This window comes from Terrabacter sp. FW104-15G4B (genome assembly GCF_058790095.1).
The window spans coordinates 177,239-203,079 of record NZ_JBYTCI010000002.1 but is presented as its reverse complement, the minus strand read 5'-3'; the positions used below and the strand labels follow the sequence as shown (position 1 = coordinate 203,079).

At 71.8% G+C, this 25,841-nt stretch carries 32 protein-coding genes; 27 read left to right on the top strand and 5 right to left on the bottom strand.

All coding sequences use genetic code 11. The annotated features are described in order from the left end of the window. Positions 1 to 55 precede the first annotated feature (55 nt). Positions 56 to 760: a response regulator transcription factor gene (locus AC3WRT_RS02815; protein ID WP_492718866.1), complete on the bottom strand. Its 705-nt coding sequence runs from the start codon at positions 758 to 760 to the stop codon at positions 56 to 58. A 51-nt stretch (positions 761 to 811) separates the two neighbouring features. Here AC3WRT_RS02815 and AC3WRT_RS02810 point away from each other — a divergent pair, with 51 nt between their 5' ends. Both AC3WRT_RS02810 and AC3WRT_RS02805 read left to right on the top strand, forming a co-directional pair. Next, positions 812 to 1,147 carry a MoaD/ThiS family protein gene (locus AC3WRT_RS02810; protein ID WP_492718864.1) on the top strand — a complete coding sequence of 112 codons (336 nt, stop codon included), beginning with the start codon at positions 812 to 814 and terminating at the stop codon, positions 1,145 to 1,147. 6 nt (positions 1,148 to 1,153) lie between these two features. Then, on the top strand, positions 1,154 to 1,984 hold the full coding sequence (locus AC3WRT_RS02805) for a hypothetical protein (protein WP_492718862.1): 831 nt from the start codon (positions 1,154 to 1,156) through the stop codon (positions 1,982 to 1,984). A gap of 130 nt (positions 1,985 to 2,114) precedes the next feature. Here the strand turns inward: AC3WRT_RS02805 and AC3WRT_RS02800 are convergent, their stop codons facing one another. Beyond that, positions 2,115 to 2,486 (bottom strand): DsrE family protein, encoded by a 372-nt coding sequence (locus AC3WRT_RS02800; protein ID WP_492718858.1) that lies wholly within the window; start codon positions 2,484 to 2,486, stop codon positions 2,115 to 2,117. Between the two features lie 23 nt (positions 2,487 to 2,509). On the opposite strand from AC3WRT_RS02800, the gene AC3WRT_RS02795 reads away from it, so the two are divergent. The 9 genes from AC3WRT_RS02795 (at position 2,510) to AC3WRT_RS02755 (ending at position 9,047) form a co-directional block, all read left to right on the top strand. Further along, positions 2,510 to 3,007 (top strand): heme-binding beta-barrel domain-containing protein, encoded by a 498-nt coding sequence (locus AC3WRT_RS02795; RefSeq protein ID WP_492718856.1) that lies wholly within the window; start codon positions 2,510 to 2,512, stop codon positions 3,005 to 3,007. A 39-nt stretch (positions 3,008 to 3,046) separates the two neighbouring features. Next, positions 3,047 to 4,087, top strand: a complete 1,041-nt coding sequence (ygfZ, locus tag AC3WRT_RS02790; RefSeq protein WP_492719137.1) for a CAF17-like 4Fe-4S cluster assembly/insertion protein YgfZ — start codon at positions 3,047 to 3,049, stop codon at positions 4,085 to 4,087. A 35-nt stretch (positions 4,088 to 4,122) separates the two neighbouring features. Next, a complete protein-coding gene (locus AC3WRT_RS02785; RefSeq protein ID WP_492718854.1) occupies positions 4,123 to 4,986 on the top strand; it encodes a beta-keto acid cleavage family enzyme in 864 nt (287 codons plus the stop codon). 71 nt (positions 4,987 to 5,057) lie between these two features. Continuing rightward, the gene (locus AC3WRT_RS02780) at positions 5,058 to 5,537 is read left to right on the top strand and encodes a helix-turn-helix domain-containing protein (RefSeq protein ID WP_492718851.1); all 480 of its coding nucleotides are present in this window, start codon (positions 5,058 to 5,060) and stop codon (positions 5,535 to 5,537) included. A gap of 1 nt (position 5,538) precedes the next feature. After that, positions 5,539 to 6,609, top strand: a complete 1,071-nt coding sequence (locus AC3WRT_RS02775) for a hypothetical protein (protein WP_492718848.1) — start codon at positions 5,539 to 5,541, stop codon at positions 6,607 to 6,609. Between the two features lie 82 nt (positions 6,610 to 6,691). Then, positions 6,692 to 7,699, top strand: a complete 1,008-nt coding sequence (locus AC3WRT_RS02770; RefSeq protein ID WP_492718844.1) for an asparaginase — start codon at positions 6,692 to 6,694, stop codon at positions 7,697 to 7,699. 25 nt (positions 7,700 to 7,724) lie between these two features. Next, complete coding sequence (gene dtd / locus AC3WRT_RS02765; RefSeq protein ID WP_492718842.1) at positions 7,725 to 8,150, top strand: D-aminoacyl-tRNA deacylase; 426 nt, start codon at positions 7,725 to 7,727, stop codon at positions 8,148 to 8,150. Positions 8,151 to 8,196: 46 nt separating this feature from the next. Beyond that, on the top strand, positions 8,197 to 8,511 hold the full coding sequence (locus AC3WRT_RS02760) for a DUF2516 family protein (protein ID WP_492718839.1): 315 nt from the start codon (positions 8,197 to 8,199) through the stop codon (positions 8,509 to 8,511). A gap of 74 nt (positions 8,512 to 8,585) precedes the next feature. After that, the gene (locus AC3WRT_RS02755) at positions 8,586 to 9,047 is read left to right on the top strand and encodes a phosphomannose isomerase type II C-terminal cupin domain (RefSeq protein ID WP_492718836.1); all 462 of its coding nucleotides are present in this window, start codon (positions 8,586 to 8,588) and stop codon (positions 9,045 to 9,047) included. Positions 9,048 to 9,101: 54 nt separating this feature from the next. Here AC3WRT_RS02755 and AC3WRT_RS02750 read toward each other — a convergent pair whose 3' ends face one another. Beyond that, positions 9,102 to 9,902, bottom strand: coding sequence for a class I SAM-dependent methyltransferase (locus AC3WRT_RS02750; RefSeq protein ID WP_492718833.1), 801 nt, complete (start codon positions 9,900 to 9,902; stop codon positions 9,102 to 9,104). 158 nt (positions 9,903 to 10,060) lie between these two features. On the opposite strand from AC3WRT_RS02750, the gene mshA reads away from it, so the two are divergent. The 3 genes from mshA to AC3WRT_RS02735 are packed head-to-tail and all read left to right on the top strand — an operon-like array spanning position 10,061 to position 12,678. Further along, positions 10,061 to 11,374, top strand: a complete 1,314-nt coding sequence (gene mshA / locus AC3WRT_RS02745) for a D-inositol-3-phosphate glycosyltransferase (protein WP_492718830.1) — start codon at positions 10,061 to 10,063, stop codon at positions 11,372 to 11,374. Positions 11,375 to 11,379: 5 nt separating this feature from the next. Beyond that, positions 11,380 to 11,910 (top strand): type III secretion system chaperone family protein, encoded by a 531-nt coding sequence (locus AC3WRT_RS02740; RefSeq protein ID WP_492719134.1) that lies wholly within the window; start codon positions 11,380 to 11,382, stop codon positions 11,908 to 11,910. A gap of 24 nt (positions 11,911 to 11,934) precedes the next feature. After that, positions 11,935 to 12,678: a phosphoglyceromutase gene (locus AC3WRT_RS02735; RefSeq protein WP_492718828.1), complete on the top strand. Its 744-nt coding sequence runs from the start codon at positions 11,935 to 11,937 to the stop codon at positions 12,676 to 12,678. A 122-nt stretch (positions 12,679 to 12,800) separates the two neighbouring features. On the opposite strand, the gene phoU is transcribed toward AC3WRT_RS02735, so the two are convergent. Beyond that, complete coding sequence (phoU, locus tag AC3WRT_RS02730) at positions 12,801 to 13,529, bottom strand: phosphate signaling complex protein PhoU (protein WP_492718826.1); 729 nt, start codon at positions 13,527 to 13,529, stop codon at positions 12,801 to 12,803. A gap of 235 nt (positions 13,530 to 13,764) precedes the next feature. On the opposite strand from phoU, the gene AC3WRT_RS02725 reads away from it, so the two are divergent. Together AC3WRT_RS02725 and AC3WRT_RS02720 are read left to right on the top strand one after the other, a co-directional pair. Beyond that, positions 13,765 to 15,006 (top strand): sensor histidine kinase, encoded by a 1,242-nt coding sequence (locus AC3WRT_RS02725; protein WP_492718824.1) that lies wholly within the window; start codon positions 13,765 to 13,767, stop codon positions 15,004 to 15,006. Positions 15,007 to 15,083: 77 nt separating this feature from the next. Continuing rightward, positions 15,084 to 15,767 (top strand): response regulator transcription factor, encoded by a 684-nt coding sequence (locus AC3WRT_RS02720; protein WP_492718822.1) that lies wholly within the window; start codon positions 15,084 to 15,086, stop codon positions 15,765 to 15,767. A gap of 40 nt (positions 15,768 to 15,807) precedes the next feature. Here AC3WRT_RS02720 and AC3WRT_RS02715 read toward each other — a convergent pair whose 3' ends face one another. Next, complete coding sequence (locus AC3WRT_RS02715) at positions 15,808 to 16,329, bottom strand: hypothetical protein (protein WP_492718820.1); 522 nt, start codon at positions 16,327 to 16,329, stop codon at positions 15,808 to 15,810. Between the two features lie 239 nt (positions 16,330 to 16,568). On the opposite strand from AC3WRT_RS02715, the gene AC3WRT_RS02710 reads away from it, so the two are divergent. From AC3WRT_RS02710 to AC3WRT_RS02660, 11 genes are all read left to right on the top strand, one after another. Then, positions 16,569 to 17,051 carry a CarD family transcriptional regulator gene (locus AC3WRT_RS02710; protein ID WP_030199704.1) on the top strand — a complete coding sequence of 161 codons (483 nt, stop codon included), beginning with the start codon at positions 16,569 to 16,571 and terminating at the stop codon, positions 17,049 to 17,051. Positions 17,052 to 17,142: 91 nt separating this feature from the next. Then, a complete protein-coding gene (ispD, locus tag AC3WRT_RS02705) occupies positions 17,143 to 17,769 on the top strand; it encodes a 2-C-methyl-D-erythritol 4-phosphate cytidylyltransferase (RefSeq protein WP_492718817.1) in 627 nt (208 codons plus the stop codon). A 28-nt stretch (positions 17,770 to 17,797) separates the two neighbouring features. Beyond that, positions 17,798 to 18,598, top strand: a complete 801-nt coding sequence (locus AC3WRT_RS02700; RefSeq protein WP_492718815.1) for an SDR family oxidoreductase — start codon at positions 17,798 to 17,800, stop codon at positions 18,596 to 18,598. Next, the gene (gene ispF, locus AC3WRT_RS02695) at positions 18,598 to 19,092 is read left to right on the top strand and encodes a 2-C-methyl-D-erythritol 2,4-cyclodiphosphate synthase (RefSeq protein WP_492718813.1); all 495 of its coding nucleotides are present in this window, start codon (positions 18,598 to 18,600) and stop codon (positions 19,090 to 19,092) included. Before AC3WRT_RS02700 ends, ispF begins: the two co-directional genes overlap by 1 nt. Positions 19,093 to 19,204: 112 nt before the next feature. Then, entirely contained in the window at positions 19,205 to 19,708 is a 504-nt protein-coding gene (locus AC3WRT_RS02690) for a hypothetical protein (RefSeq protein WP_492718811.1), read from the top strand. Positions 19,709 to 19,857: 149 nt separating this feature from the next. Continuing rightward, positions 19,858 to 20,940, top strand: a complete 1,083-nt coding sequence (locus tag AC3WRT_RS02685; protein ID WP_492718809.1) for an S-(hydroxymethyl)mycothiol dehydrogenase — start codon at positions 19,858 to 19,860, stop codon at positions 20,938 to 20,940. Further along, positions 20,937 to 21,608, top strand: a complete 672-nt coding sequence (locus AC3WRT_RS02680; protein WP_492718807.1) for an MBL fold metallo-hydrolase — start codon at positions 20,937 to 20,939, stop codon at positions 21,606 to 21,608. Before AC3WRT_RS02685 ends, AC3WRT_RS02680 begins: the two co-directional genes overlap by 4 nt. A gap of 124 nt (positions 21,609 to 21,732) precedes the next feature. Beyond that, positions 21,733 to 23,232, top strand: coding sequence for a cysteine--tRNA ligase (gene cysS, locus AC3WRT_RS02675; RefSeq protein WP_492718805.1), 1,500 nt, complete (start codon positions 21,733 to 21,735; stop codon positions 23,230 to 23,232). Between the two features lies 1 nt (position 23,233). Further along, complete coding sequence (gene rlmB, locus AC3WRT_RS02670) at positions 23,234 to 24,208, top strand: 23S rRNA (guanosine(2251)-2'-O)-methyltransferase RlmB (RefSeq protein ID WP_492718803.1); 975 nt, start codon at positions 23,234 to 23,236, stop codon at positions 24,206 to 24,208. A gap of 185 nt (positions 24,209 to 24,393) precedes the next feature. Next, complete coding sequence (locus AC3WRT_RS02665) at positions 24,394 to 25,251, top strand: DUF929 family protein (RefSeq protein ID WP_492718801.1); 858 nt, start codon at positions 24,394 to 24,396, stop codon at positions 25,249 to 25,251. A 7-nt stretch (positions 25,252 to 25,258) separates the two neighbouring features. Then, positions 25,259 to 25,768 (top strand): vitamin K epoxide reductase family protein, encoded by a 510-nt coding sequence (locus AC3WRT_RS02660; RefSeq protein ID WP_492718799.1) that lies wholly within the window; start codon positions 25,259 to 25,261, stop codon positions 25,766 to 25,768. Positions 25,769 to 25,841: the final 73 nt, after the last annotated feature.

The window sequence follows — 25,841 nt, the reverse complement described above, 5'->3', positions numbered from 1 at the left end:
CGGAGGGCCCTGCGCAGGGCCGGGCAGGCAGCACCCGTCGGGCCAGCGGCTCAGGTCAGGCGTCGGCGGGCTCAGGCGCCGTAGCGCCGGTGCGGTCCGGCACGAGGCGGTAGCCGACGTTGCGGACCGTGCCGATGAGCGCCTCATGGTCGGGGCCGAGCTTGGCGCGCAGCCGCCGCACGTGGACATCGACGGTACGGGTGCCGCCGTAGTAGTCGTAGCCCCAGACCTCCTGCAGCAGCTGGGCGCGGGTGAAGACGCGTCCGGGATGCTGGGCGAGGTACTTGATGAGCTCGAACTCCTTGTAGGTGAGGTCGAGCGGGTGCCCCCGCAGCTTCGCCGAGTAGCTCGCCTCGTCGATGACCAGCTCGCCGGAGGTGATCGGCATGTCGAGGGCGGCCTCGTCGTCCTGGCCCCTGGTCATGGCGAGGCGCAGGCGCGCGTCCACCTCGGCCGGCCCGGCGGAGTCGAGCAGGACGTCGTCGAGGCCCCACTCGGCCGTGAGGCCAGCCAGGCCACCCTCGGTGAGGACGGCCAGAAGGGGCGTGCCGATGCCCGTCGTGCGCAGGACCCGGCACAGGGAGCGGGCACTGGCGAGCTCGCGCCGCGCGTCGACGATGACGACATCGCAGTCGGGGGAGTCGACCAGCGCCGTGGCCTCGGCGGGCAGGACCCGCACCGTGTGGCTCAGCAGCCCGAGGGCAGGCAGCACCTCGGCACTGGGGGCCAGCGCGTTGGTGAGCAGCAGCAGTCGGGCCATCTCGTGCAGGATAGGCGAGACTGGACACCCGCGGACCGCACCGCACCAACGATGAGACGGAGTGAGATGGGCCCGACTGGACGCCAGCCGAGCACGACGGCACCGACCGCCGAGCCCGCTCACGGAGACGGCAGCACGCCGGCGCCGGTTGCCACGGTCATCGTGCGCTACTGGGCAGCGGCTCGGGCTGCGGTGGGCTCCGACAGCGAGCCGCGGACGGGCGCCACCGTCGGAGAGGTGGTCGACGCGGCCGTGGCCGAGCACCCGGCGCTCGAGCGGGTCGCCTCGGTGGCGACCTTCCTGCTCGACGGGCGCAAGGTGGGTCGTGACGCACCGGTGGCCGACGGCGTGACCGTCGAGGTGCTGCCGCCCTTCGCCGGCGGGTGATGCACAATGGCGCCCGTGCCTGAGGACAACGCGGCCCTGCGCGAGCCCGGCCCCGACGCCTCCGGGGGCGCCGGGTCGATGCACCTCCCGCTCTCGCCCGTGGCCGCTGACCGGGTCCGCTGGCTGGGCGTCGCCGCGACGCTCGTCGCCGCGGTCGCGCTCCTGGTCGCCCAGGGCACGGGGTATGCCGCCACGCTGGGCGTGACGCTCGTGCTCGCTCTCGCGCTGTCGTGGGGCTGGCCACTGCTGACCGGCTCCTACACGCCCACCCCGACGACGGTCGTGCTCGCCGTCGCCTCCGTCGCGATCGTGCTGAGCGCCTTGCGGGCGGACCTCCTGTGGGTGCCGGCTGCGGTCGCCTTCGGCATCCTGCTGGCCTTCTGTGGACAGCTGGTCCGGCGCGGGGGCCGCGAGGGCCTGGTGCTCACCCTGCTCTCGTCGTTCGGCGGTCTCGTCGTCATCGCCTCGGGAACCACCGCGGTGGTGGCCGCGAACACAGACCGCGGTCAGACGGTCGCGCTCGTGGCCATGGCGGCTGTCGTCGCCGCCGTCGCGACGGACCTGCTCGCCGGCGTGCGCCTGCTCGCTCCGGTGCTCGGAGTGGTCGCGCTGGTCCTGGGCGTCGCCGCGGCGCTCCTCGCCGCGTCCCTGAGCACAGGGATCGGCACGCCGGAGGCGCTCGGGATCGGCGCCGCCGCGGGCGCCGCGTCGTGGTCGTTCCGGCGGGTGTTCGCGCTCCAGCCGGCGATGCTGACCGCCCGAGGTCAGGTGGGTGCCGGCGTCGGTTCGGTCCTCGTCGTCGGCGCGGTGGTGCACCTCTTCGCCGTCCTCCCCTGACCGTCGAGAGGCCAGACTTCGCGACCTGACAACCGTCGAAAGGCCGAAGTTCGCGACCTGACAACCGTCGAAAGGCCACGAACCGGGCCCGGTTCGTGGCCTCTCGACGGTTGGGAAGCGAGTGAGGGAGTCAGTAGACGAGGGCCTGCGCGCCCGGCGCCATGACCTCCTCGACGAAGACCGCCGCTCCCTTGATGACTGCGCCGTCGACGAGCTGCTCCGGCGTCAGGTCCCGCCGGGCCGCGCACTGCGTGCAGACCGTGAGCCGTCCACCGGCGAGCACGGCGTCGCGCAGCTCGACGAGCGGGGCGGCATACGGCAGCTCGAACTGCTCCGCCCGCCCGGGCACGGCCATCCACGTGGACTCCCCGGTCAGCCAGAGCGAGACCTCGACGCCGCTCGCGACGGCTGTCGCGGCGACCGTGAAGGCCTGCGAGAGGCGTTCCGGAGCCTCGGTGCCGGCGGTGACCTTGACGACGAGCGAGCGCGCAGGGGTGTCCATGGCCTCAGGCTACGATCGGGCGCATGTTCAACCTCGACCAGGACATCCCGGAGCCGCTGCGACCCCTGGCTTGGCTCATCGGACGCTGGGAGGGCGCGGGTGTCGTGGGCTATCCCACGATCGAGTCCGCGCACTTCGGCCAGGAGGTCGAGGTCACCCACGACGGGCGCGGCTTCCTCAAGTGGGAGAGCCGCGCCTGGATCCTCGACTCCGAGAACGGCGCCAAGGTGCGCCCGGCCGCCGTTGAGTCCGGCTTCTGGCGTCCGCTCGAGAACGGCGAGGTGGAGCTGCTGCTCGCCCACCCGACCGGAATCCTCGAGCTCTACTACGGCAAAGTCGAGCCGGCCAGGATCCAGCTCAAGACCGACGGCGTCCTGCGCTCACCCGGTGCGAAGGAGTACAACGCGGCGACGCGGATGTACGGCCTCGTCGAGTCCAACCTGCTGTGGGTCATGGACATGGCAGCCGTGGGCCAGGAGCTCCAGAGCCACGTGTCGGCCACGCTCAAGCGCGTCGAGTGACCACGGAATGAGGGGTATGCCGTGAGCGTTCCACCCAACATGAGCGACGTGGAGCTGCCCACCCGGCCGACGACGAGCCCGCTGCTGTCACGCCCGGGCGCCGTGGCGGGCGAGGGGCTTGAGGTGGGTGTCGCCCTGCACTACGGCGACCCCATGCGAGAGCAGCGCCTGCTCGAGGAGGGCCTCGCGGTCGTCGACCTCTCGAACCACGACGTCGTGACCGTCACCGGACCCGACCGGCTGACCTGGCTCCACTCGCTCACGACGCAGCACCTCCTGGGCATCGAGCCGCGCCAGTCACGTGAGGCGCTGATCCTGACGCCCAAGGGCCACGTCGAGCACTCGCTGCACCTCGTCGACGACGGCGAGACCATGTGGATCACGACCGAGCCCGGCGCCGGCCCGGCGCTCGCCGGGTGGCTCGACAAGATGCGCTTCATGCTGCGTGTCCAGGTCGCCCTGGTCACCGACGACTGGGCCGTGCTCGGCGAGCCGCACGCGAGCGAGTCGGTCGCGGGCGAGCCCCTGGCCTGGCGCGACCCGTGGCCCGACCTCGTCGGCGACACGACGGCATACGGCCCGGTGGTTGACCATCCCGGCACGGAGCGTGCCTGGCGAGAGGTCATCGTGCCGCGGGCGGGTCTCGTTGCCGCAGTAGGCGACCGGCCGGTGGCCGGGCTCTGGGCGGCTGAGGCGCTGCGGATCGCCGCGTGGCGCCCACGTCTCGGGCTCGAGACCGACCACCGCACGATCGTCCACGAGGTCGACTGGCTGCGTACCGCGGTGCACCTGCACAAGGGCTGCTACCGCGGGCAGGAGACGGTCGCTCGCGTACACAACCTCGGCCGGCCGCCGCGCCGTCTGGTCTTCCTCCACCTCGACGGCTCCGGCCACGTCCTTCCGGCGCGGGGAAGCGAGGTCCGTGCGGGAGAGCGCGTGATCGGCCACGTCACGTCCGTCGGGCGTCACCACGTCGACGGGCCCATCGCCCTGGCGATCATCAAGCGCAACACCGACCCCGCCCTCGAGCTGCTCGTCGACGACCTCTCTGCGGCACAGACGACGATCGTCGCGCCCTGAGCCCTGGCGGCGCGGGCGCTGGCAGGATGAGCGCCATGACGACCGCACGCGCCCGGTCCGCCCCGGCGAGCACGCTGATCACCGTCGCGCCGACGGGGGCAGAGACGGCCAAGGCCGACGTCCCGGCCCTGCCGACCACGCCGGAGGAGCTCGTCGAGACGGCGGTCGCCTGCGAGGAGGCCGGCGCGGCGCTGATCCACATCCACGTGCGTGACCGCGAGCACCAGCCGACGCTCGACGGGGTGCTGCTCAAGGAAGCCGTCGACGGCGTCCGCGAGGCCACCGACCTCGTCGTCCAGCTCTCGACGGGCGGGTCGATCACCGACCCGCTCGAGCAGCGCCTGACCGTGCTCGACGCCGGCCCCGACTCCTGCTCGCTGACGTGCGGCACCACGAACTTCGGCGACGGCGTCTTCCTCAACCCGTGGGGCTTCATGGTCGACCTCTACCGCCAGGCCCAGGAACGGGAGGTCGTGCCGGAGTTCGAGCTCTTCGAGCTGGGTCACGTGCACGCGCTGCGCCGGCTCATCGACGAGTGCGGCCTGCCCTACGGCGGCAAGGTCCACGTCGACTTCGTCACCGGGGTGCCGGGCTCGATGCCGGGCACGCCCCAGGCGCTCCTCGCCGGCGTCTCGATGCTCCCGGCCGAGGTGACGAGCTGGTCGGCCACCGGGATCGGCCGGGCGCACCTGCCGATCGTGGCCGCGGCCCTGTCTGCCGGCGGCCATCTGCGGGTCGGCATGGAGGACAACCTGGTGTATGCCAAGGGCCGGCCGGTCGCCGACAACCGAGAGCTCGTGGCGAGGGCCGCCGAGATCGCCACGGTCATGCAGCGCCCACCGATGTCGACCACGGAGGCGCGCGAGGTGCTCGCGATCAAGGACCGCAGAACCCCCTGAGAGTCGTGTGTGGGACGTCTCACGCTTCCCAGAGTTTGCATTCTGCTTGCTGTAGTTAGCACAATGGAGGCATGAGCAAGCTTCCGCTACCCGACCTCGGGGCCTACCTGCGCGAGCAGCGCGAGAGCGCCCAGCTGTCGTTGCGGCAGCTCGCCGAGATGGCCGGAGTCTCCAACCCCTACCTGTCGCAGATCGAGCGCGGGCTCAAACGGCCCAGTGCCGAGATCCTGCAGCAGATCGCCAAGGGGCTGCAGGTCTCGGCCGAGTCGCTCTACGTCCGGGCCGGCATCCTCGACGAGCGGGTCGCCGACAGCGACCCTGCCGCCACCCCGGACGTCCTCTCCGCCATCGCCGCCGACCCGGTCCTGACCGACCGGCAACGCACGGTGCTCGTCGACATCTACCTGTCGTTCGTCGGCGAGCGCGGGGCCACCCCGGCCGCAGCCGCGCCGCCACCACCTCCCGCGACGACGGCTGCACCCGCAGCCCCGCGCGGCCGCCCGTCGCGCAGCGAAACCGCTGCCCCCGAGCTCAACGAGAAGGAGAACTGAGATGGCAGTCAGCAAGAAGATCACCCAGGCCGTCAGGGACGCCCAGAAGCAGGCCGAGGCCGCCGTGGCCGACGTGCGCGGCCAGCTCGTGCAGGTCGAGGGCCGCATGCCCGAGGTGCAGGTCGACGCGACGCCGTTCTACGCCGTGGTCGGCGCCGCGAACATCGCGATCGACACCGTGCGCACCGCCGGCGAGCAGCTCGAGGTCGCCCGCAAGCAGGCCAAGAACGTCGACCTGCGCAAGGGCGCCAAGAAGGAGGCGAACCAGCTGCAGAAGGACCTCCAGAAGCGCATCGCCGACCTCCAGGGCCGCACCGCGGAGCTACAGAAGCTCGCGACGACGTATGCCGAGCGCTTCGTCACGCAGGCACAGGACCTCCCGGCCCGCGTCCTCAACGAGGGCCTCGTCATCGCCAGCAACGCCAAGGACCAGTACGGCGCAGCTGCCGCCCGCGGTGAGAAGGTGGTCACCGACCTGCGCGCCCAGGGGGAGCGGACGGCATACGACCTCGCCGAGCGCGGCACGGCCACGGTGACGCGTGGGCGTCGCGTCGCCGGAACCGCCGTGACCGAGGGCACCAAGGTCGCCCAGACCCTGGCGGACGTCATCGCCAAGGACGCGTCGAAGGTCGGTTCGCAGGTCGGGGCCGCCACCGAGGCCGTCGAGTCGGCCGCCGCCCCGGTCCCCGTCACGCGCACCGCCGCGCACGAACAGGCGATCCGCCGGTCGACGGCCCAGAAGGCCGCTGCGACGCGCCGGGCCAACGCGGTCGAGGCCGCAACCACCCGCAAGGTCGCGGCTCGCAGCTCCGCCACGACCGACGACGCGAACGCGACCGTCGCCCGCAAGACGGCCCCGGTCAGGAAGAGGGCCACCAAGGCCGCTTCGGGCACGGCGGCCAAGGCGACGACCAAGAGGGCCAGCAAGACCGCGACCAAGCGCGCGACGCCGGCGAAGAAGGCCTCGTCGACGAGGAAGTCCGCCACGAAGAAAGCCACGCCCGCCAAGAAGTCGGCTCCGGCGACGACGCCGGCCCAGAGCACGACGACCACCTCTGGCTCGACGAGCTGACGCTCGGTGCCGGCCCGCTGACCGGGCCGCCACCCCACCCGGGGTGGCGGCCCGTTCGTGTTCCTCCGGCATACTTCGGGTCGTGTCCGAACACCTCACCCCGTCTGCCACCTCCGCGCCTGACCACCACGTCAGCGCCGCGCTCGCCCATGCACCGGTCGTCGCGCAGGTCGTCCGGGCCGGGTTCGTCGAGTCGGTCCACCACGGCACCGCCGTCGTCACCGCGCCCGACGGGTCCGTCGAGCTGGAGGTCGGCGACGCGAGCGGCCCGGTCTTCCCCCGCAGCTCGAGCAAGCCGCTGCAGGCGCTCGCGATGGTGCGGGCCGGACTCGCCACCGATGGTCGCCTCCTTGCGCTCGCCTGCGCGAGCCACTCCGGTGAGGCCTTCCACGTCGAGGCCGCCCGCGAGATCCTCGCCGGCGCGGGCCTGAGCGAGACCGACCTGCAGAACACGCCGGACTACCCCTACGACGAGGCCGCCCGCATCGCGTGGATCGCGAGCGGCCGCCCGAAGCAGTCGATCGTGCAGAACTGCTCCGGCAAGCACGCCTCGATGCTGGCGACCTGTGTCGTCAACGGGTGGGACCTTGTCACCTATCGCGACCCCGAGCACCCGCTGCAGCAGGCCATCGCCGACGTCGTCAGTGAGCTCACGGGCTTCGAGCCGAGCGCCGTGGCCGTCGACGGCTGCGGCGCCCCGATCCACGCTGTCCCGCTGACTGGCCTCGCGCGCTCGTTCGGGCGGCTCGCGGCCGCCACGTCCGGACCGGAGGCTCGGATCGCGACGGCCATCCGTGACTTCCCGGAGTACCTCGGCGGCACCCACCGGGACGTCACCGCCCTCATCCGGTCCGTCGACGGGCTCGTCGCCAAGGACGGCGCGGAGGCCGTCTACGCCGTCGGTCTCGCGGACGGGCGTGGCATCGCCCTGAAGGTGGCCGACGGGTCGTCCCGGGCCCGCAGCGTGCTCCTCGCCGCCGTGCTCCGCCGTATCGGGGTCGGCGACGAGGACCTGCTCGAGGTCCTGGAGAACCAGCCCGTTCTCGGCCACGGTCAGCCGGTGGGCGCTGTCGTGGCCGTGGGCATCTGACGCGGCGCGTCGTGCCGAGGTCGTCGTGAGGGCGGTGCTCCAGCGCGTGACCCGCGCGCACGTGGAGGTGGACGGCGAGGTCGTCGGCTCGATCGACCGCCCGGGGCTGCTGGCGCTCGTCGGCGTCACCCACGACGACGGGCCGGAGCAGGTCGAGCGGATGGCGCGCAAGATCGCCGAGCTGCGCATCCTGCGCGACGAGCAGAGTCTCACCGAGGCCGGGGCTCCGGTGCTCGTCGTCAGCCAGTTCACGCTCTATGCCGACACCCGCAAGGGCCGACGGCCGTCCTGGAGCGCGGCCGCCCCGGGCCCCGTCGCCGAGCCCCTCGTCGCGGCCCTGGTGACGGCGTTGCGGGAGCGCGCCCTCGAGGTCGCGGAGGGGCGATTCGGGGCGATGATGTCGGTCTCGCTCGTCAACGACGGGCCGGTCACGCTCGTCGTCGACGCCTGAGACGCCGAACCGGGGCCAGCGGGCTCCAGCGGGTTACGCTTGCGCCATGCAGCTGTACTCGGGGTTCCAGAGCGTCGTCCTCCTCGTCCTCGGCGCGGTCGCGCTCGGGTGTGAGATCTTCGCGTTCGTCGACGCCCTGCGCCACCCCGAGAACGCCTATGTGGCGGCCGGCAAGCGCACGCGTACGTTCTGGCTCGTGGTGCTGGGGGTCGCGCTCGCGATCGGCTTCGTCACCTTGTTCAACCCGCTCAGCATCTTCGGGCTCCTCGCCTTCGTCGGGTCGGCGGTCTACCTCGCCGATGTCCGCCCGGCACTGCGCCAGGTCCGGGGCATCGGTGGCCGTTCGAGCGGCGGCTGGTAGGCACTATCCTTCGTCCGGTGCATCAGCGGTAGCGATGTGAGGCACACTGAACATCCACCGATGATGGGGGAACCATGACCGACCACCACCGTGCGGGTGCCACCGTTTGGGACCCTGTCCCGAAGGTCCTGGAGAGCGACCTCCCACCGGTGCACACGCCAGATGACTACGAGCTCGGGGACCGCAACCCCGCCGAGGACATCTTCGTCGCGGTGCGGCCGTGGGGCCAGTTCCAGCAGTTCGTCTCCAACGAGCAGGTCACCGTCAAGATCATCACGGTGCAGCCGGGCCACCGGCTCTCGCTCCAGCGCCACGACCACCGCGGTGAGATGTGGCAGGTGCTGGACGTGCCGATCGACGTGACCGTCGACGACCGCACGTGGAGCGCCCAGCCGGGTGAGACCGTCTGGGTGCCGCGCAACGCCATCCACCGCATGGGCAACTCCGGCGACCGCCCGGGGCGCCTGCTCGAGGTGGGCTTCGGCCACTTCGACGAGACCGACATCGAGCGGCTCGAGGACGACTACGTCCGCTGAGGCGGCTTGCGGGCGGGACACGGCCCGGGGAGCCCGGTCTGAGCTCGGCTGACCTCAGCCGGTGGCCGGTGCGACGGCCGTCCAGTCCACGGTGAGCTCGCCGATCCTCCAGCGTGAGGGGCCGTCCAGGAGCGGCCAGCTCTCACCCACCTCCGCGACGGCGGCGAGGAAACGCTGGCGGGCGCCCCACGACGACTGCGGCGCGCTGCGGGCCCAGGCCCGGTCGAGGTCGGAGAGGTAGGCGTGGACCGGCTCTCCGGGCACGTTGCGGTGGATGAGGGACTTCGGCAGCCGCTCCGCCACGTCGGACGGCCGCTCGAGCCCACCAAGGCGCATCGAGATGGTCAGGCTGACCGGGCCGGACGCGTCGACCGCGACCCAGGCGGCCCGGCGGCCGATCTCGTCACACGTCCCGTCGACGAGCAGGCCGCCCGGGGCCAGCCGCTCCTGCACCTTGGCCCACGCGGACGGCACCTCGTCCTCGGCGTACTGGCGGAGCACGTTGAAGGCCCGCACGACGGTGGGGCGCGCGCCACCGTCCAAGGGCACCTCGAAGCCGCCGAGCCGGAAGCCCAGTCCTTCGCGCTCGAGCGGCTTGGCGGCGGCCACCCGGGCCCGATCGATCTCGATGCCGACCACCTGCACGTCGGAATGCACCCGTCGCAGACGGTCGTGCAGCTCGACCGCGGTCACCGGAGAGGCGCCGTAGCCGAGGTCGACGACGACGGGAGCGGTCGGGCTGCGGCGTAGGCGCCAGGCCTGTGGTCCGGCGATCCACCGGTCACACCGCCGCAGCCGGTTCGGGTTCGTCGTGCCCCGGGTGACGGTGCCGACGGGGCGCTGGCGGGAGGGCACCGTGGCAGCCTAGCCAGCAGCTGCCGGCGGTCCGAAACCGTCCTTTCAGCGTGGGTCGATGTGTACCGGCGTCAAGGGTGGCGCCGGAATACATCGAATCGTGCGTGTGGTTGAGTCGGGAAGAGCGGGACGACGAGACCCAGGACGAAGGGAAGCCGATGGCGGCCGATCCACAGCGCGTGGCGATGATCAGCGTCCACACCTCGCCCCTCGAGCAGCCCGGCACCGGTGACGCCGGCGGGATGAACGTCTACGTCGCCGAGACCGCGAAGCAACTGGCTGCCCGGGGAGTCGAGGTCGACATCTTCACCCGCCGCACCACCGGCGACACCCCGCTCGAGGTCGAGCTCGTGCCCGGCGTACGCGTGCGCCACGTGACGGCCGGCCCCTACGAGGGCCTGGGCAAGGACGACCTGCCGGGGCAGCTGTGCGCCTTCTCCGCCGGCATCATGCAGGCCGGGCTCTCGGTGCCCGAGGACCACTACGACCTCGTCCACTCGCACTACTGGTTGTCGGGCCAGGTCGGGTGGCTCGCCGCCGACCGCTGGCGCGTCGCGCTCGTGCACACGATGCACACGATGGCCCGGGTCAAGAACCTCCACCTCGCCGATGGCGACGCGCCCGAGCCGCGCGGCCGTGAGATCGGCGAGGTCCAGGTCGTCGAGGCCGCTGACCGGCTCATCGCCAACACGGACGACGAGGCCCGTGAGCTCGTCGAGCTGTATGCCGCCCCGCCGGCCAAGGTGTCCGTCGTGCCGCCGGGTGTGGACCTCGCCACCTTCAGTCCCGGTGACACCTCGGCAGCCCGTCGAGAGCTCGGACTTCCCGTCGAGGGTCAGCTGCTCCTCTTCGTCGGACGCATCCAGCCGCTCAAGGCGCCGGACGTGCTCGTGCGCGTGGCCGCCGAGCTGGTGCGCCGCGACCCGCAGCGCCGCGAGCGGCTCACCGTCGCGGTCGTCGGCGGCCCGAGCGGCAGCGGGCTCACCCGGCCACACGAGCTCGAGGAGCTGACGCGGTCCCTCGGCGTCGACGACGTCGTGCGCTTCGTCAAGCCGGTCGAGCCGGCGGTCCTGGCGCAGTGGTACCGCGCCGCCGACCTCGTGCTCGTGCCCAGCCACTCGGAGTCGTTCGGCCTCGTCGCGCTCGAGGCCCAGGCCTGCGGCACCCCCGTCGTCGCCGCCCGGGTCGGGGGGCTGCCGACCGCCGTCGGCGACGCGGGCGTCCTGGTCGACGGTCACGCCACACCGGACTGGACCGATGCCGTCGACGACCTGCTGCACGACGACGCCCGACGCCTGGCCCTGGGCGACGCCGCCGTCCGGCACTCCGCGCAGTTCGGCTGGAGCGCCACGACCGACCGGCTCCTCGAGGTCTACCGCCAGGCCATCCGCGAGCGCGCGACCGGTGGCAGCGAAGCCGCCGGCGACGAGGGACTGCACCTCGTCGGCGTGCCCACCGCGGTGATCCCGTGAACGCCGTGCGCGACGAGGGATCGCCGGAGCGGGACCCGGCCGCGGCCGCGGAAGGCCGGCTCACGGCATACCTCGGCTCCGTGGGGCTCGAGTGGGAGCTCGGCGGTCGCGCGGGGGAGTACGTCGTCACGCTGCCCGGCGAGAAGAAGCTCAAGACGGTCGTGTCGGTGCTCGTGCGCGAGCGGACGACGAGCGTCAGTGCGTTCGTCATCCGCAACCCCGACGAGAACCACGAGGCGTTCTACCGCACCCTCCTGCGCAAGAACCTGCGCCTGCAGGGCGTCGCGTATGCCATCGACACCGACGGCGACGTCTACCTGCGGGGAGAGGTGCCGACGGTCGCCGTCGAGCCGGAGCACCTCGACCAGCTCTTCGGGATCGTGCTCGCGGCGAGCGACGACGTCTTCAACGAGCTGCTCGCGCTCGGCTTCCTCGGCTCGATGAGGAAGGAGTGGGCCTGGCGCGTGTCGCGCGGGGAGTCCACCCGCAACCTCGACGCCTTCCGTCACCTGCTGGACGACGCGTCGGGGGGCTGATCGGCCGTCGATAGGCTTGGCCGCATGACCTACACGCTCGTCCTCGTCCGCCACGGCGAAAGCGACTGGAACGCCAAGAACCTCTTCACCGGCTGGGTCGACGTCGACCTGACCGACAAGGGCCGCGCCGAGGGCGTGCGGGCCGGTCAGCAGCTCAAGGAGGCCGGCATCCTGCCCGACATCGTGCACACCTCGCTGCTGCGCCGGGCCATCACCACCGCGAACCTCTCGCTCGACGCCGCCGACCGCCACTGGATCCCGGTCAAGCGCGACTGGCGCCTCAACGAGCGGCACTACGGCGCGCTGCAGGGCAAGGACAAGAAGCAGACGCTCGAGCAGTTCGGCGAGGAGCAGTTCATGCTGTGGCGCCGCTCGTACGACGTGCCGCCGCCGCCCATCGACCGGGACGACGAGTTCTCGCAGCACGGCGACGCCCGCTACCACGGCCTCGGCCCCGCGATGCCCGACACCGAGTGCCTCAAGGACGTCGTGACGCGCCTGATGCCTTACTGGGAGAATGAGATCCAGACCGACCTCGCCGACGGCCTGACCGTGCTCATCGCCGCTCACGGCAACTCGCTGCGCGCGTTGATCAAGACGCTCGACGGCATCTCGGACGAGGCGATCGCCGGCCTCAACGTCCCCACCGGTATGCCGCTCGTCTACGAGCTCGACGAGTCGTTCCGTCCCGTGACCCCGGGCGGGCGCTACCTCGACCCCGAGGCCGCCGCGACAGCCGCCGCAGCCGTCGCCAACCAGGGCCGCTGACACCCGACCCCGCCACCCCCCAACCGTCGAAAGGCCACAAACCGGCCCCTCACCGTCGAAGGGCCACCAGGCGGAGCCCGGTTTGTGGCCTTTCGACGGTGAAAAAGGAGGTGGGGGTGGCGTCAGGCGCTGCGGTCGCTGTTCTCGTCCCGCTCGATCTCGGCGATCACGTCGGCGTCCTCGTCGTCCTCGTGGTCGAAGCTGACGTTCTGGTCGTACTCACCGGTGACGAGGTAGATGACGCGGCGAGCGACCGACACGGCGTGGTCGGCGAACCGCTCGTAGTAACGGCCGACGAGGGTCAGGTCGAGGATCGCGCTGCGCGGCCATGACGTGTTCTCGTCGAGCAGCGCCGCGAAGAGCTGGCGGTGCAGCTCGTCCATCGCGTCGTCGTCCTTCTCGAGCGCGATGGCGGCGGCGACGTCCTTGCTCGCGATGATGGAGCCGCACTTGGCCACGATCGCCTCGGCGACCTGGCCCATCTGCAGGATGTGCGAGCGCAGCTCGGGAGGCACCGCCGAGTCCGGCGTGCGCAGCCGCGCCACCTTGGCGACGTGGCGGGCCAGGTCGCCCATCCGCTCGAGGTCCGAGCTCATGTGCATCGCCGTGACCACGATGCGCAGGTCGGTGGCCACCGGCTGCTGGCGGGCGAGCAGGTCGATGGACAGCTCGTCCAGGTCGATCCGGATGTCGTCGAGCTTGCGGTCCGCGTCGATCACCGACTCGGCCAGGTGCACGTCGGCGTCGAGGAGCGCGGTCGTCGCGCGGGAGATGGCCGACCCCGCGAGACGGGTCAGCTCGACGAGCTGGTCCGAGATGGTGTCGAGGTCCTCGTGGAACTGGTCGCGCATGGTCTTCCTGTCGGTTGCCGGTCGTGCGGTGTCGGGCGCTCGTGTCGAGCCAGAGTGCCACTGCGTGAGGTGCGCACGCGGCATACGGGGGACGGGCGACACGGGTCCGCTGATGCGTAGGTTCGCAGGCCCGCGTGAATGGGTGGGGGCGCTCAGGTGAACAGTGGGTTCACTCCCCGCACGACGCCGCTACGCCTGGTCGGCGGAGCTCGACTCCATGCGTACCCTGAGTGTCGTGGACCCGACGACCGCGGCAACGCTCGGTGGCATCGCCGGCCTCGCCCTGGGCGGCGTCGCGATGGTCGCCGTACGCCTCTCGGACCGCTCGACCGAGGGCGAGGAATCGCCCCTTCCGGACCATCCCCTGCCCCCGGGCGTCGGTGACGTCATCGCCGTGCTGCGCTCGAGCGGCATCCTCGTCGACTCCTCGGACCGGGTCGTCAACAACTCCCCGGCCGCGGTGGCGCAGGGCCTGGTGCGTGGACAGGAGCTCGTCCACCCCGAGCTGCTCCACCTCGCCCGGGCCGTACGCCGTGACGGCGTCATCCGGGAGGCCGAGCTGACGCTCCAGAAGGGGATCGGCGACGGCCGCCTCGTCGTCGCGGCCCGCGTCGCGCCCCTGGGTGCCGACCACGTGCTCCTCCTCGTCGAGGACCGCTCCAAGGCCGCCCGTGTCGAGGAGATCCGCCGCGACTTCCTCGCCAACGTCAGCCACGAGCTGAAGACCCCGGTCGGCGGCATCTCGCTGCTCGCCGAGGCCGTGCTCGACGCCCATGACGACCCGGAGGCGGTCGCCCGCTTCGCGAAGCTCATGAGCGTGGAGTCCGACCGGCTGACGCGCCTCGTCAAGGAGATCGTCGAGCTGTCCCGCCTGCAGGGGGCCGACGTCATCAAGGACCCGACGCTCATCGACGTCGGCGCGTGCGCCCGCGACGCCACCGAGCGCAGCCGCCTCATCGCCGACGAGCACCGCATCGAGCTCGTCACGGCCATCGACGACGGGTGCGAGGTCTGGGGTGACGCCGAGCTCGTCACGACAGCCGTCAGCAACCTCATCGGCAACGCCATCGCCTACTCCGACTCCGGCACCCGCGTCGGGGTCATGGTCCGCCACGGCCGGTCCGGCGTCATCGACGTGTCGGTCACCGACCAGGGCCTCGGCATCCCGGCCGACGAGCAGCAGCGCATCTTCGAGCGCTTCTACCGCGTCGACACGGCGCGCTCGCGAGCCACCGGCGGGACCGGCCTCGGTCTCGCCATCGTCAAGCACGTGGCAGACAACCACGGCGGGAACGTGTCGGTGTGGTCCGAGCCCGGCCGGGGGTCCACCTTCACGATCGAGCTGCCCGCCGCGCACGCGTCCGCCGCTATCGCTCCCCAGGCCCCGGCCGTGCCGGCCGCCCTGGTCGCGGACGCCGACCGGCTCCTGGAGCAGCCCGACCCCGCCAGGCCGCGTCAGACCTCGCCCGACCGCTGACGACCGCTGACCACTGCTGACCACTGCTGACCACCCGAGCATCCACACCCACGCTTCCCCACCCTGAGAGGCCCGTCTTGAGTCGCATTCTCATCGTCGAGGACGAGGTGTCGTTCTCCGACCCGCTGTCCTACCTGCTGAAGAAGGAGGGCTACGACGTCGCCGTGGCCGGGACCGGGCCGGACGGCCTGGCCGAGTTCGACAAGAACGGCGCCGACCTGGTGCTGCTGGACCTGATGCTGCCCGGGCTCTCCGGGGTGGACGTATGCCGTGCGCTGCGCCAGCGCTCGACGGTGCCGGTCATCATGGTGACCGCCAAGGACAGCGAGATCGACAAGGTCGTCGGCCTGGAGATCGGCGCGGACGACTACGTCACCAAGCCGTACTCGAGCCGTGAGCTGCTCGCACGGGTCAAGGCGGTGCTGCGCCGGCTAGCCGAGCCCGAGGACCTGCTGCCTGCGACGCTCGAGTCCGGCCCGGTCCGGATGGACGTCGAGCGCCACACGGTCCGCGTCCAGGGGCGTTCGGTCACGCTGCCCCTCAAGGAATTCGAGCTGCTCGAGATCCTGCTGCGCAACTCGGGGCGGGTCCTGACCCGGATGCAGCTCATCGACCGGGTGTGGGGCAGCGACTACGTCGGTGACACCAAGACGCTCGACGTGCACGTCAAGCGCCTGCGCGCCAAGATCGAGCCGGATCCTGCGAACCCCGTGCACATCGTCACGGTCCGCGGTCTCGGCTACAAGTTCGAGGCGGCGTGACCGCTCTCGCGCCGGCGCAGCCGACCGCTGTGGCGCCGGCTCAGCTGCCGGTCGGCGCGGGCGTGACCGTCGAGTAGTACCCGGAAACGGGCAGCACGGGCACCCTGACGACCGTGGTGCCGCCGGCGCTCGAGGTGAGGGTCATCGGCACGAGACCCCCCGGGCGCGTCGTGATGCCCGTGAGCTGCAGGCCCTTGGTCGAGAGGTCGACCTGCTCGTAGGGGCGCAGCTGCAGCTCGGACCCGGAGGGCGGCGTGGTCGCATTGGGGTCCGGCTGCGGCGCGATCTGGACCGTGAGGTCCTGGTTGCCGTAGTTGTAGGCGGACCCGGAGATGACCACCGGGCCGGTGCCGTTGCCGACGAGCACCAGGTCGCGCACGGCGAGCTGGCCGACGTCCGCCTGCACGCCGTCGGCGGGCTGGTAGGGAGCGTTGGTCTGGACTGGGTTCTCGAGCTGGCAACCGGTCGTCACGACGGCGAGGGCCACACCGGCGAGCAGGGTCGACACCTGGCGGGTGGACGGGCGGCGCACGGGGCTCATGGCGGGGTATCGACGCTTCACGGGCACCAGCCTACCGGCGCCGATCAGGGCGGGACGGAGCACCCGCCGCGCGTCGTCGGGACGCGGCTCGGCGAGCAGTCGGACCCCCGTGATGCACGTGAACCGGCGTTCTGTCAAGGGCCCGATCTCGCCCCCTTGACCTGCGACTGTGGCTCTGACCTGCGCAGATGCCGGATCCTGAGATCGCGATGTGCACCGCTTCGTGATAATCTTGAGGTCGCGAAAGGGGAAAACAGCAGATGGTTTTCAAGGTCGGCGAGACGGTCGTGTACCCCCACCACGGGGCTGCACTGATCGAAGAGATCAACACACGGACGATCAAGGGAGAGGACAAGCTCTACCTCAAGCTCAAGGTCGCTCAGGGTGACCTGACGATCGAGGTCCCCGCCGAGAACTGCGACCTCGTGGGTGTCCGCGACGTCGTGGGCCAGGAGGGTCTGGACCGGGTTTTCGAGGTCCTGCGCACCCCGCACACGGAGGAGCCGACCAACTGGTCGCGTCGCTACAAGGCGAACCTCGAGAAGCTGGCTTCGGGTGACGTCATCAAGGTCGCCGAGGTCGTTCGTGACCTGTGGCGCCGGGACCAGGACCGCGGTCTGTCGGCCGGCGAGAAGCGCATGCTCGCCAAGGCGCGCCAGATCCTCGTCTCCGAGCTCGCGCTCGCGGAGAAGACCGACGAGGAGAAGGCAGAGACCATCCTCGACGAGGTCCTCGCTTCCTGATCCGGGCAGCATCCTGAACAACGAGACCGGGGCCGGTCGCGTCGGCGTCATCGTCGTCGCGGCCGGCTCCGGTTCGCGTCTGGGGGCCGGTGTGCCCAAGGCGTTCGTGCCCCTCGCGGGCGTCCCCCTGCTGGGGCACGCCCTGCGGGGGGTGCTGTCGTGTGCGGCCGTCGCCGAGGTGGTGGTGGTGGCTCCGGAGTCCCGTCGCGAGCAGGCCGGCAGCCTCGTCGAGGACGTATGCCGTGAGGCCGGGTCGGGCTGCCGCGTGACCGTGGTCGTCGGCGGGGCCGAGCGGGGCGACTCGGTCGCAGCCGGTCTGCGAGCCCTGGGCGACCAGGTCGACATCGTGCTCGTGCACGACGCGGCGCGGTGCCTGACACCGGTCGAGGTGTTCGACCGGGTGGTCGCCGCGGTGGCGGGCGGGGCCGTCGCGGTCGTGCCCGGCACGCTCGTCGTCGACACGATCAAGCAGGTCGACGACGACGGGCTCGTGGTGGGCACGCCCGACCGTGCGGCCCTGCGTGCGGTCCAGACGCCGCAGGGCTTCCGGCGGGACGTGCTCGAGCGGGCGCACGCCGTCTCGAGCGTCGCCACGGACGACGCCGGTCTCGTCGAGCGCCTCGGCGAGCGGGTCCTCGTCGTCGAGGGAGACGTGCGGGCCCTGAAGGTGACCACTGCCGCCGACCTCGACGCGGCCGCCCGCCTCCTGATCCGCTGACCCGGCTGCGACCCCTATCCTCGGCGGGGTGACGAGCGACCACCTCAGCAGCGACCAGTCCCGCCCGACGGCCCTCATCACGGGAGGTGGCACCGGCATCGGGGCCGCCGTCGCGAGACGACTGTCGCAGGACGGCTTCCACGTCGTCGTCGCCGGGCGCCGCCGCGAGAAGCTCGACGAGGTGGTTGCGAGCATCGAGGACGGCGGCGGGTCGGCCCGCGCCCTCGTCATGGACGTCACCGACCCGGAGTCGGTGACCACGGGCGTCGCGTCGCTCGGCCGCTGCGACGTCGTGGTCAACAACGCGGGCGGCGCGCTCGGAGTCACTCGCGTCGAGGACGGCGACCCGCAGGAGTGGGAGCGGATGTATGCCACCAACGTCCTCGGCACGCTGCGGGTGACCCAGGCTGCGCTTCCCCTGCTGCGGCAGTCGGCACGGGCGACGATCGTCGACATCAGCTCCATCGCCGGCGAGCGCGTCTACGAGGGCGGCGCCGGCTACGTCGTGGCAAAGCACGGCACCTCCGTGGTGTCCGAGACACTGCGTCTCGAGCTCAACGGCGAGCACATCCGCGTCATCGACATCCGCCCCGGCATGGTGCGCACCGAGGAGTTCTCCCTCACCCGCCTGCACGGCGACCGCGCGGCGGCCGACAAGGTCTACGACAACGTCGACCGTCCCCTGGTCGCCGAGGACGTCGCGGAGTGCGTCGGGTTCGTCGTCGGGCTCCCGCAGCACGTCAACATCGACACGATGGTCGTCAAGCCGGTGGCGCAGGCCGCCCCGCACAAGGTCCACCGGGGACCGATCGACTGGAAGGACGCCTGATGGCGCACCTGCCGCGCGTCGGCGTCGGGGTCGACGTCCACGCATACGCACCCGATGGCTCGGACCGGGAGCTCTGGGTCGCCGGGCTGAGGTGGCCGGGTGAGCGAGGGCTCGACGGGCACTCGGACGCCGACGTCGCGGCCCACGCGGCCTGCGACGCGATCTTCTCCGCTGCCGGGATCGGCGACCTGGGCGCGCACTTCGGGACCGGCCGACCCGAGCTCGCCGGAGCCTCCGGCACCACCCTGCTCGCGGAGGCGGCGCGCCTGGTGCGTGAGACGGGCTACGAGATCGGCAACATCGCCGTCCAGGTCGTCGGCAACCGGCCCAAGGTGGGCTCCCGCCGCGGCGAGGCAGAGGCGGCACTGTCCGGAGCGGCCGGCGCTCCGGTGTCGGTCAGCGGCACCACGACGGACGGGCTCGGCCTGACCGGCCGTGGGGAGGGCGTCGCCGCCATCGCCACCGCCGTCGTCGTCCTCCGGTCGGAGCGCTGACCGAGCCGCACCGGTCGCCCCCGCGTCAGCCGCCGCTTGGGTTCGCGGCCTCGCGGGTACGCACTCCCGTGGAGCGGTCAGTCGCCGCTTGTAGCCCTCACCAGGAGGACGTATGGAGACCAGCACCATCATCTGGATCATCGTGGCCGTGGTCGTCGTGATCGCGGTCATCGCGTTCGTGACGTCACGCACCAAGGGTCGACGCGAGGAGGCCAAACGCGACAAGGCGGCCGAGATCCGGCAGGAGGCGGCGGAGCACGACCAGAAGCTGCGGGAGCGCGAGGTGAGTGCGACCGAGGCCAAGGCCCGCTCGGAGCTCGCCCGTGCGGAGGCTGAGAAGCGCCGGCTCGAGGCGGAGCGCCTCGAGGCCGAGGCCCGGGAGCACTCGGGCGACGCCGAGGCGGTCCGTCTCGAGCGGGACGAGCGGATGCGCCAGGCCGACCTGCACGACCCGGACGTGCGCACCGACAAGGAGGGCTACCGCGTCGACGAGCACGGCAACCGCCTGGACGACACGCGCAACGGCGAGGGCCTGCGCGGCGAGACCGGCTACGGCGACGACACCGGGAATGCCGGCGAGATCCGGCGCACGGGCGGGACCACCCGCGACAGCTGAGCCCGAACGCCTTTTGGAGCGCGTGAAGGGGTGCCCACTCGAATCAGGCCAAGTCCCGGTCGAGTGGGCACTTGCGTACCACTCGTTGCATCGGCGAGTGGATTTGGCAGGATCGGACCGACCGTACCGACGAGGCAGAAGGAGCAGTCATGCCGCAGACCGTCAAGGGCGTCATCAGCCGCAGCAAGGGGGCCGAGGTCGAGGTCGTCGACGTCGTCGTGCCGGACCCCGGGCCCGGTGAGGCGGTCGTGAGGATCGAGACCTGCGGCGTGTGCCACACCGATCTGCACTACCGCGAGGGTGGCATCAACGACGACTACCCGTTCCTGCTCGGGCACGAGGCCGCCGGCTACGTGGAGGCCGTGGGAGAAGGCGTCACGGAGGTCGCAGCCGGTGACTTCGTGGTGCTCAACTGGCGGGCCGTCTGCGGGCAGTGTCGCGCCTGCGCCAAGGGCAAGCCCTGGTACTGCTTCAACACTCACAACGCGACACAGAAGATGTCCCTGACCGATGGCACGGAGCTGACGCCGGCGCTCGGCATCGGCGCCTTCATCGAGAAGACCTTGGTCGCCGCAGGCCAGTGCACGAAGGTGCCGGAGGCGGACGCCGCCGCGGTGGGTCTGCTCGGCTGCGGCGTGATGGCCGGCTTCGGCGCTGCCGTCAACACCGGCGGGGTGAGCCGCGGCGACTCGGTCGCCGTCATCGGCTGCGGTGGCGTCGGGAATGCCGCCATCGCCGGTGCCGAGGTGGCCGGCGCGACCACGATCATCGCCGTCGACATCAGCGACGCGAAGCTCGAGCAGGCGAAGCACTTCGGCGCGACGCACACCGTCAACAGCGCGGACACCGACCCCGTCGAGGCCATCCGCAGCCTGACCGGTGGCAACGGCGCCGACGTCGTCGTCGAGGCGGTCGGGCGCCCCGAGACCTACGAGCAGGCGTTCTACGCCCGTGACCTCGCCGGCACGGTCGTCCTCGTCGGAGTGCCGACGCCCGACCAGCAGGTGACGCTGCCGATGATCGACATCTTCGGCCGTGGCGGCGCCCTCAAGTCGAGCTGGTACGGCGACTGCCTCCCGAGCCGCGACTTCCCGATGCTCGTCGAGCTCTACAAGCAGGGCCGCTTCGACCTCGACGCCTTCGTCTCCGAGCGCATCGGCCTCGGCGACGTGGAGGCGGCCTTCGACAAGATGCACGCCGGCGAGGTGCTGCGCTCGGTGGTGGAGCTGTGAGCGCCGACGAGACCGCCGAGTCCCCGGCCTCCGATGGCGGCGTCCGCATCGACCACACCACCACGGAGGGCACCTTCAGCCTCGACGGCGGGACGTGGGAGGTCGAGAACAACGTCTGGGTCGTCGGTGACGACAAGGAGTGCGTCGTCATCGACGCCCCGCACGACGCGGCCCCGATCCTCGAACTGGTCGGCGACCGCCGCCTCACGCACGTGCTGCTGACGCACGCCCACGACGACCACGTCACCGTCGTGCCCGAGCTGCTCGCCGCGCACCCCGGCGTGAAGGTCGCGCTGCACCCGGACGACCGGGTGCTGTGGGACCGGGCCCACCCCGACCTCGCCCCGACGGAGGACCTCGCCGACGGCGATGTCGTCCCTGTCGGCGACGTCGAGCTCGTCGTGCTGCACACCCCCGGGCACGCGCCGGGCGCCTGCTGCTTCTACGCGGCCGACCTCGGCGTCGTCTTCACCGGAGACACGCTCTTCTCGGGTGGTCCGGGTGCGACGGGGCGTTCGTTCTCGGACTTCCCGACCATCGTCGAGTCCATTCGGGAGCAGCTCCTCTCGCTGCCGCCCGAGACGGCGGTCCTCACCGGCCACGGCGACTCGACGACGATCGGCGACGAGTCGCCGGACGTCGAGGAGTGGATCCGCAGGGGGCACTGAGCCCCTCGCTGGGACCGCGGCACACGGCATACGCGGGACGGCGTATGCCGTGTGCTCGGGTGGGAGCGCGGTGGGCGATCGTGCGTGGTCGGGTGCCCGGCGACGCGCCGATAGACTTCGGCGGGTGAGCCTACGACTGTTCGACACCGCGACCCGGGAGCTGCGCGACTTCACGCCGCGCGAGGCGGGCAAGGTCGGCATGTACATCTGTGGCCTCACGACCCAGGGTGCGCCGCACATCGGCCACGTCCGTTTCGCCGTCGCGTTCGACGTGCTGCGCCGCTGGCTCGAGACCGGCCACGGTTACGACGTCACGCTCGTGCGCAACGTCACCGACATCGACGACAAGGTGCTGCGCAAGGCGGCCGAGGCGGGCGAGCCGTGGTTCGCCCTGACCTACCGCAACGAGCGCCTCACCTCGCAGGCGCTCGACGCCCTCGGTGTCGAGCCCGCGACCTACGAGCCGCGCGCCACCGGCCACGTGCCTGACATGGTGACGCTCATGGAGACGCTCATCGAGAAGGGGCACGCGTATGCCGCCCCCGACGGCAGCGGCGACGTGTACTTCGACGTGCGCTCGTGGCCCGACTACGGCTCCCTGACGGGCCAGTCGCTCGACGACATGGCGAGCGTCGACGACGCCGACCCCCGCGGCAAGCGCGACCCGCGCGACTTCGCCCTCTGGAAGGGCCACAAGTCCGACGAGCCCGAGAGCGCCTCCTGGCCGACGCCCTTCGGTGCCGGCCGGCCGGGCTGGCACCTCGAGTGCTCGGCCATGGCGCGGCGCTGGCTCGGTGACGAGTTCGACATCCACGGCGGCGGCATCGACCTCCGGTTCCCGCACCACGAGAACGAGCAGGCGCAGTCGCGGGCGGCGGGCCTGGGCTTCGCCCGCTACTGGCTCCACAACGCGTGGGTCACGGTCAAGGGCCAGAAGATGGGCAAGTCCCTCGGCAACGCCCTCGAGGTGGGCCACCTGCTCGAGACGACGCGGCCGATCGTGCTGCGCTACTACCTCACGGCGGCGCACTACCGCTCGATGATCGAGTACCACCCCGGCTCCCTCGAGGAGGCCGCCGCTGCGGTGGAGCGCATCGAGGGCTTCCTCGAGCGTGCCGGGCGGCGCGGTCGGATCCGTCCGGTGCCGGCCACCGAGCTGCCGGCGGCCTTCGTCGCGGCGATGGACGACGACCTGGGCGTCAGCGGGGCGCTCGCCGTCGTGCACGACACGGTGCGGGCCGGCAACAGCGCGCTCGACGAGGACGACGACGAGGTGGCCCTCGAGGCGGCCGCCGCCGTGGTCGCCATGACCGAGGTGCTCGGCGTGAACCCGCTCGCGCCGCACTGGGGTTCGGGCAGCAGCCGCGAGGACGTCGCCGCCGAGCGCGCTCTCGAGGCGCTGGTGCGGGCACACCTCGACGCCCGCCAGGTCGCCCGTCAGGAGCGCGACTTCGACCGGGCCGACGAGATCCGCGACACCCTCACGTCCGTCGGCATCGAGATCACCGACACCCCCTCGGGGGCCCAGTGGTCGCTCGCGCGGCCGGGCCGCGGCGACGCCGCCTCCACCGAGATCACCGACCTCACCACTGCGGCCCTCGGGGCCGAGAAGGCACAGGGCTGACATGCCAGGCAACTCCCAGCGGCGCGGCGCCATCCGCAAGAACAGCAAGGGCGCGACCGTCGGCTCCGGCGGCCAGCGCCGGCGCGGGCTCGAGGGCAAGGGCCCCACGCCCAAGGCCGCCGACCGCGAGTACCACCCCGCCCACAAGCGGGCCAAGGCCGTCGCGAAGCGTGCCGGCACCGGGACCTCGGGTCCGGGGGGCCGCGGGCAGACGCGGTCAAAGAGCCGTGGCAGCAAGGCGTCGAGCGAGATGGTCTACGGCCGCAACTCGGTCGTCGAGGCCCTGCGCGCCGACGTGCCCGTCGCCACGATGTACATCGCGACTCGCATCGACACCGACGACCGCGTCCGCGAGGCCCTCAAGCTGGCCACCGAACGCGGGCTCGCGATCCTCGAGACGCCCCGCGGCGAGCTCGACCGCCTGACCGACGGCGGGGTACACCAGGGGCTGGCGCTGCAGGTGCCGCCCTACGACTACGCCCACCCGAACGACCTCATCGACCCCGAGATGCCCGGCATCCCGCTGGTCGTGGCCCTCGACGGCATCACCGACCCGCGCAACCTCGGCGCCATCGTGCGGTCCGTGGCGGCCTTCGGCGGTCACGGCGTCGTGGTCCCCGAGCGGCGCTCGGTCGGCATGACCGCGTCGGCCTGGAAGACCTCGGCAGGCGCCGCCGCGCGCATCCCGGTGGCACGGGCGAGCAACCTGACCCGCGCGCTCGAGGAGTTCAAGAAGGCCGGCTTCTTCATCCTCGGCCTCGACATGGACGGCGACGTCGAGCTGCCCGACGTCACGCTCGCGAGCGAGCCGCTCGTCATCGTGACGGGCTCGGAGGGCAAGGGCCTCTCCAGGCTGGTGCGCGAGACGTGCGACCAGATCGTCTCGATCCCGATGAGCTCCGCCGTCGAGTCGCTGAACGCCGGGCTCGCCACGGGCGTGACGCTCTACGAGATCGCCCGGCAGCGCCGCCGCTGACGTATGCGGTCCGGCCGGTCGGACGGCACACGTGCTCGCCTCCTGACGCCACCGGGAACTCACGGACCCTCTCCGACGCTGGTTCAGGTGACCTCGGTAGAGTGCGTGCGCAGGTCAACTACGAGCGGTAGTACCCAGAGCCCGGCTGCGGTTGGCGCAGCAGAAGATCCCGGAGGACCGAAACCGTGGCGAACAGCAACCGTGCCGAGACGGCGGCCCGAGCCGCGCAGCTGCGCGCTGACGCAGCCCGCAAGGACCGCCAGCGAACCCAGGTCGTCGCTGCCGTGGTCGCCGTCGTCATCGTGGTCATCGCCGTCGTCGTCGGGGTCGTCATCTCGAACCGGCCCAAGGAGGCTCCGGCGGCAGCCGCGTCCGGCGGTGCTGCTGCCCTCGCCACCCTCGAGAAGCTGCCCGCAGCCCTCTTCGACAAGGCGCCGGCGCCCTCCCCGGAGCAGGCGCCCAAGAAGCTCGCCGGTGCCACCCCCCTGACCCAGGATGGCAAGCCGAAGGTGCTCTACATCGGCGCCGAGTACTGCCCCTTCTGCGCGATGGAGCGCTGGGCGCTCATCGGTGCACTCTCGCGCTTCGGCACGGTCACCGGTGTCACCGAGACGACGAGCTCGAGCACCGACGTGCACCCGAACACCCCGACCTTCTCGTTCAAGGACGCCAAGTACACCAGCGACGTCGTCGCCTTCGAGGCCATCGAGACCCAGGACCGCGAGGGCAAGCCCCTGCAGACCCTCGACGGCCAGAACCTCGCGCTCTTCCAGAAGTTCAACCCGGGCGGCGGCATCCCGTGGATCACCTACGGCGGCACCTACGCCACCGACGGTGCGACCGTCGACGCGAACGCCTTCGAGGGCAAGACCTACGACCAGATCATCGCCGGCATCCAGGACCCAACCTCCGACATCGGCAAGACGGTCACCCCGGCGATCAACATGATCACGGCCCAGATCTGCCAGGAGACCAAGGGCAAGCCGGCCGACGTCTGCACGAGCCAGGGCGTCGCGTCCGCGTCCGTGCTGCTCAAGCGGTGACGTCCCCGTGAGCTCACTGCGCGACGACCCGACCACGGAGGGCGGGGCCGCGGTGCCAGGCCGCCGCGCGCGGCCAGGCTGGCTCGCCCCCGTGTCCCTCGCGCTCGCCGTCGTGGGCCTGCTCGTCTCGGTGTACCTGACGTTCGAGCACTTCACGGCCAACGCGACCCTCGCCTGCAGCATCGGCGGCGTCGTCGACTGCGCCAAGGTCACGACGAGCGCCTGGAGCACCTTCATGGGCGTGCCCGTCGCCCTGCTCGGGCTCGTCTTCTTCGCCGTCACCGGGGCCCTGTGCCTGCCCGGCGTCTGGCGCCGACCGGAGAGGTGGCTCGACGCCGTCCGCCTCGGCTGGGTCACCATCGGCCTCGGCATGGCGCTCTACCTCGTGTGGGCCGAGCTCTACCGCGTCCACGCCATCTGCCTGTGGTGCACCGCGGTGCACGTCGTGACCTTCCTGCTGTGGATCGCCGTGCTCTTCGGCCAGATCCTCTCCACCCCGGCCGACGAGCGCGCCTAGACCCGTTCGAGGTCTGCCGCCGGGCCCGGTCGCGACGGCGCACCTCGACCCGCGCTGCTCAGCCCCCGCGACG

Excerpts from the sequence above, each read along its gene's own strand:
- AC3WRT_RS02755 (WP_492718836.1), top strand. The coding sequence starts at position 8,586 with ATGACCGACCACCACCGTGCGGGTGCCACCGTTTGGGACCCTGTCCCG.
- ispF (WP_492718813.1), top strand. The coding sequence starts at position 18,598 with ATGGCGCACCTGCCGCGCGTCGGCGTCGGGGTCGACGTCCACGCATAC.
- mshA (WP_492718830.1), top strand. The coding sequence starts at position 10,061 with ATGGCGGCCGATCCACAGCGCGTGGCGATGATCAGCGTCCACACCTCG.
- AC3WRT_RS02795 (WP_492718856.1), top strand. The coding sequence starts at position 2,510 with ATGTTCAACCTCGACCAGGACATCCCGGAGCCGCTGCGACCCCTGGCT.
- AC3WRT_RS02810 (WP_492718864.1), top strand. The coding sequence starts at position 812 with ATGAGACGGAGTGAGATGGGCCCGACTGGACGCCAGCCGAGCACGACG.
- AC3WRT_RS02760 (WP_492718839.1), top strand. The coding sequence starts at position 8,197 with ATGCAGCTGTACTCGGGGTTCCAGAGCGTCGTCCTCCTCGTCCTCGGC.
- ygfZ (WP_492719137.1), top strand. The coding sequence starts at position 3,047 with ATGAGCGACGTGGAGCTGCCCACCCGGCCGACGACGAGCCCGCTGCTG.
- AC3WRT_RS02710 (WP_030199704.1), top strand. The coding sequence starts at position 16,569 with ATGGTTTTCAAGGTCGGCGAGACGGTCGTGTACCCCCACCACGGGGCT.
- AC3WRT_RS02685 (WP_492718809.1), top strand. The coding sequence starts at position 19,858 with ATGCCGCAGACCGTCAAGGGCGTCATCAGCCGCAGCAAGGGGGCCGAG.
- AC3WRT_RS02815 (WP_492718866.1), bottom strand. The coding sequence starts at position 760 with ATGGCCCGACTGCTGCTGCTCACCAACGCGCTGGCCCCCAGTGCCGAG.
- rlmB (WP_492718803.1), top strand. The coding sequence starts at position 23,234 with ATGCCAGGCAACTCCCAGCGGCGCGGCGCCATCCGCAAGAACAGCAAG.
- AC3WRT_RS02785 (WP_492718854.1), top strand. The coding sequence starts at position 4,123 with ATGACGACCGCACGCGCCCGGTCCGCCCCGGCGAGCACGCTGATCACC.
- AC3WRT_RS02735 (WP_492718828.1), top strand. The coding sequence starts at position 11,935 with ATGACCTACACGCTCGTCCTCGTCCGCCACGGCGAAAGCGACTGGAAC.
- AC3WRT_RS02690 (WP_492718811.1), top strand. The coding sequence starts at position 19,205 with ATGGAGACCAGCACCATCATCTGGATCATCGTGGCCGTGGTCGTCGTG.
- phoU (WP_492718826.1), bottom strand. The coding sequence starts at position 13,529 with ATGCGCGACCAGTTCCACGAGGACCTCGACACCATCTCGGACCAGCTC.
- AC3WRT_RS02805 (WP_492718862.1), top strand. The coding sequence starts at position 1,154 with ATGGCGCCCGTGCCTGAGGACAACGCGGCCCTGCGCGAGCCCGGCCCC.
- AC3WRT_RS02800 (WP_492718858.1), bottom strand. The coding sequence starts at position 2,486 with ATGGACACCCCTGCGCGCTCGCTCGTCGTCAAGGTCACCGCCGGCACC.
- AC3WRT_RS02780 (WP_492718851.1), top strand. The coding sequence starts at position 5,058 with ATGAGCAAGCTTCCGCTACCCGACCTCGGGGCCTACCTGCGCGAGCAG.
- AC3WRT_RS02775 (WP_492718848.1), top strand. The coding sequence starts at position 5,539 with ATGGCAGTCAGCAAGAAGATCACCCAGGCCGTCAGGGACGCCCAGAAG.